General features: G+C 77.4%; 3 protein-coding genes and 1 tRNA gene. 2 read left to right on the top strand and 2 right to left on the bottom strand.

What is annotated here, in order from left to right; translation table 11 throughout:
* Positions 1-247: 247 nt before the first annotated feature.
* Positions 248-1,018, top strand: coding sequence for an IclR family transcriptional regulator domain-containing protein (locus tag ABEA77_RS33635; RefSeq protein WP_345655939.1), 771 nt, complete (start codon positions 248-250; stop codon positions 1,016-1,018).
* Between the two features lie 59 nt (positions 1,019-1,077).
* Positions 1,078-1,151 (top strand) — tRNA-Lys (locus ABEA77_RS33630).
* Positions 1,152-1,210: 59 nt separating this feature from the next.
* Here the strand turns inward: ABEA77_RS33630 and ABEA77_RS33625 are convergent.
* A complete protein-coding gene (locus ABEA77_RS33625) occupies positions 1,211-2,932 on the bottom strand; it encodes an SPFH domain-containing protein (RefSeq protein WP_345655937.1) in 1,722 nt (573 codons plus the stop codon).
* A gap of 11 nt (positions 2,933-2,943) precedes the next feature.
* A partial coding sequence (locus ABEA77_RS33620; protein ID WP_345655935.1) for a peptidoglycan-binding protein occupies positions 2,944-3,265 on the bottom strand: 322 nt, incomplete at its 5' end.

Below are 3,265 nucleotides of genomic sequence, written 5' to 3'. Positions count from 1 at the left end.
CGCGAGACGCGGTGCCGGGACACGCGAGCCCGGCATGACCCACACGAGAGGCCCTGAGTGCGTTGTCCCGGGCCGGCCGCCCCCGATGACGGGCGGGGAGGGCGGGCCAGGGACCGGCCCCGGGCCAATTCCCCGTCCGCGGCGGCCCGTCGGGGCCTCCCGTGGTTATCGTTGACCCCTGGTCCGCCACGGGCCGAGGGCCCCTGGGCACGCCGGGGGCGGAGGACACAGGGCAGGGGGAAGCGCGGTGGTCGCACCGGAGCCGGTCGCGCCGTTCCACTCGGTGCACTACGTGCTGCGCGTACTGGAGGCCGTCTTCCGCCACCCGGACGGCGCCACCGGGGAGCAGCTGGCACGCGAGTGCGGGCTGCCCGCGGCGCACCTGGCGCCGCTGCTCGCGCTGCTGTGCCGCGAGGCGTACGTGGAGCGGCTGGCCGACGACACCTATGCCGCGGGCGACGCCCTCGCGCTGCTCGGGTCGGGCGGGACGCGCGGGCGTGGCGTGGCGGACAGGCTCCAGGAGGCGCTGGCCGGGCTGCGGGACTCGCTGGGTGCCGCGGTCTACATCAGCCGCTACATCGACGGTGAGATACGGGTCACGCAGATGGCCGCGGGGCCCGGCACGCCGCCGGTGCGCGAGTGGGTCGAGTTCAGCGCGGCGGCGCACGCGAGCGCGGTCGGCAAGTGCCTGCTCACCCAGCTCGACCGGGAGAGCCGCAGGGACCACCTGGCCCGGCACAAGACGGCGCGGCTCACCTCGCACACGATCACCAGCGAGCAGGCGCTCCTGTCCCGCCTCGACAGCCGGCCGCCCACGGCCCCGGTCCTCGACCTCCAGGAGTACGCGGTCGGCACGGTCTGCGCGGCCGTCCCCCTGGCCGCGGGCCCGACGGTCGGCGCGCTCGCCCTGTCCCTGCCCGTCGAGCGGGCCCACGAGCTGCGCGCCGCCGCGGCCGCGCTCCACCGCGGGGCGGCCCCCCTCGCGCTGACCCTCGCCGTCGCGGGCTCCTCCGCCTGAGGGCGGTCGTCCGTGGTCACGAGCACCCCCGGGACCAGGTATGATTACTACGTCAGCAAGCGCCGCTAGCTCAGTTGGTTAGAGCAGCTGACTCTTAATCAGCGGGTCCGGGGTTCGAGTCCCTGGCGGCGCACTGCACGGCGAGGGCCGTGGACCGGGTCATCCGGTCCACGGCCCTCGTGCCGTATCGGGTCAGCGCTCGCCTGTGCCGCCGGCCCGCCCGGTGCAGAACGCCACCGTGAGGTCCTTGACCAGCGCCTTGCGCTCGTCGTCGTCCAGCTCGACGAGGCCGCGCGCGGTGAGCCGGTGGACCGTCTCGTCCACCGCGTCGACCACGGCGGTCAGCACGGTGTCGCGGTGCCGGGCGTCGAGCGCGGCGATCCGGCTGCGCTGCATCGCGTCCGCGATCTCCGGCGCGTACTCGATGCGGGTGGGCTGCACGGAGAACACCTCGATCCCGGCGGGCCTGCACTCGGCGCTCAGCACCCGGGTCAGCGAGTCCCCGACCGCCTCCGCGTTGCGCAGCGTCGGCGAGGCGCCGTGGAACGCGTCGGCGGGCAGCTGCGACAGCACGCGCGCGAGCGCCGCCTCGACCTGCTCGCGCAGGTACTCCTCGTGGTCGCGGATGCCGAGTGTCGCGCGCACGGTGTCCCGTACCCGCCACACCACGAGGACGACGACGCGCAGCGCGGCGCCGTGGGCGTCCATCGCGGGCATCGGCTCCGAGCGCCAGTGCCGCAGCCGTACGTCGACCCTGCGGCGCAGCAGCAGCGGGCTGATCCACAGCAGCCCGGTGCGGCGGACGCTGCCCCGGTACTCGCCGAACAGGGTCAGCACCAGCGCGTGCCCAAGCCTGCCGCGGCTGAGGCCGCCGAGCGTGAACAGCAGCACGACCACACCGAGCGTCAGCAGCAGCCACTGCCCGATGCCGATCCCCAGGTACGGGCGCGGAGCGAGCCCCGCCATGCCGGTCAGCGCGTCGGGCAGGGCGCCCGCGCGCCACAGCAGCGCGAGGCAGCCGAACAGCGTGAGCGCCCCGGCGAACGCGGCGGCCCAGCCGGGCAGCGCAGGCCCGGGGCGCTCGGCGATCCCGGGGTCGACCGGCGGCTCGGGCCGCGCGGGCGCCCCGGTGCGGCGGATCCTGGGCTGCTCCCCGGTGCCGAGGCGCCGCCCGACGACGGTGGGCGTACGGCGGGCCGCCGGGTCGACCTCGTCCCTGAAGAGGAGGTGCACGGGGATCTCGTGAGTGGCCTCTCCGACGATGAGCGGGCTGCGCCGGAGGCCGCCGCCCTGTCTGCCCTGCCCGCCGACCGCGCCGACCAGCGCGTCGCCTTCGACGGGCCGGTCGGCGAAGGCCCAGTCGCCCGCGCCGGTCCGCGCCGGACCCTCGGGCGCGGGGTCCGCCCCGTCCGCTGCCGCCGTGGACGCCCCGGGCGCGGCCATCGCCTCGACGGACCCGTCCGCCACCACACCGGAGTCCGCGGGCGCCCCCGCGGGCGAGGGCACCGCGACCTGCCCGCCCACGGCCCCATCGCCCTCCACGTGCTCCGGCCCCGGCACGTCGGGGCCCTCGCCGCCGCCCGCGCCGTCCGATCCCGCGCCGTCCGATCCCGCGCCGTCCGATCCCGCGCCGTCCGATCCCGGACCCACGGGTCCCGCGCCGGCCGGTCTCGGGTCCACCGCCGGGGACGGCGCACTGCCGGCAGGCACGGCGGCGGGCCCTGCGCCGCCCGCCGGTTCCCGGCTCGGCGCCGGGCCGTCCGCCGGCCCCGCGGTCCTGCCAGGCCACTCACCCGGCGTGCCGGGAGCGGCGCAGGCGCCCGCCCCGGCCGCCGCGCCCTCGCCGTCCGCAGGTGGCGCGGACGCGGGGGGCTCCGGTGGCGGGGTGTCGTCGGGCGGGGTGGTCGTCGTCATGCTTTCCTCCGTCATGCGAACAGTCGTCGCCATGTCTCGGGGCCCGGGTAGCCGTCCGCCGCGCTGCCGGTCCACCCCAGCGCCCGCTGGAACGCGGCCGTGTTCCTGCGGTCCGCCTCGCCCCACATGCGGCTCGGGCCCTCGGTGTACGCGGCGCCGAAGCCCCGTTTCACGAGCTGCCGACCGAGCTGTTCCACGTACGCGTTGGACTGTCCCGGCCTGAAGTACCGGTCGCCGGGGAAGGGCGGCACCTTGGGCGCCGGGGCGGGCGCGGGCGCCGCGGCGGGCGCGGGCGCCGCGGCGGGCGCGAGCAGCTGGTCCGCTCGCTGATCC

The organism is Streptomyces tremellae, from assembly GCF_039540215.1.
GTDB classification, from domain to species: domain Bacteria; phylum Actinomycetota; class Actinomycetes; order Streptomycetales; family Streptomycetaceae; genus Streptomyces; species Streptomyces tremellae.
The sequence above is the reverse complement of the archived record's forward strand: the minus strand, read 5'-3'. Positions and strand labels throughout refer to the sequence as shown.